Annotated in this window: 1 protein-coding gene; it reads right to left on the bottom strand. The window is 50.1% G+C overall.

Annotation, left to right across the window (positions count from 1 at the left end):
* Nucleotides 1-521 (bottom strand): ParB/RepB/Spo0J family partition protein (locus tag R7Q48_RS30985; protein ID WP_318134248.1); only part of this gene is annotated, 521 nt, incomplete at both ends.

The raw sequence follows: 521 nt of genomic DNA, 5'->3' as shown, positions 1-521 counted from the left end.
TGCCCCATTTCAAGTTGTTTCTCCGCCACCAAGCGTTTAACGTCGGCATCCAATTGGTTGAGACGCAACAAGTTACTCACGGTAGTTCTTGACTTACCAATCACATCCGCCACTTGCTGATGCGTTAGCGAGAACTCATCTTGTAGACGCTCCAATGCTTGCGCCTCTTCAATCACATTCAAGTCTTCACGCTGAATGTTTTCGATCAAAGCCATAGCAATAGCTGCGCGGTCTTCAACTTTCTTAACCAAGCAAGGCACGCGTTTCAGGCCTGCTTGTTTCGCGGCACGCCAGCGGCGTTCGCCAGCGATGATCTCAAACTGTCCGCCAACAACCTGACGAACCACGATCGGCTGGATAATGCCTTGCGATTGAATAGAAGCCGCTAATTCTTCAAGCGCTTCAGGTGCCATATCTTTACGCGGTTGGTAGATACCCGGCTGCAATTGGCCAATGGCTAATTCAGTGAGTTCACCGTCTGCTGACAAGGCTTGGCTTTGCGATGCAATTTGCTGCTTTTC

The organism is Vibrio sp. 378, from assembly GCF_033339435.1.
Note: the sequence above shows the minus strand (reverse complement) of the source record. Positions and strands in the feature narration are given on the sequence as shown.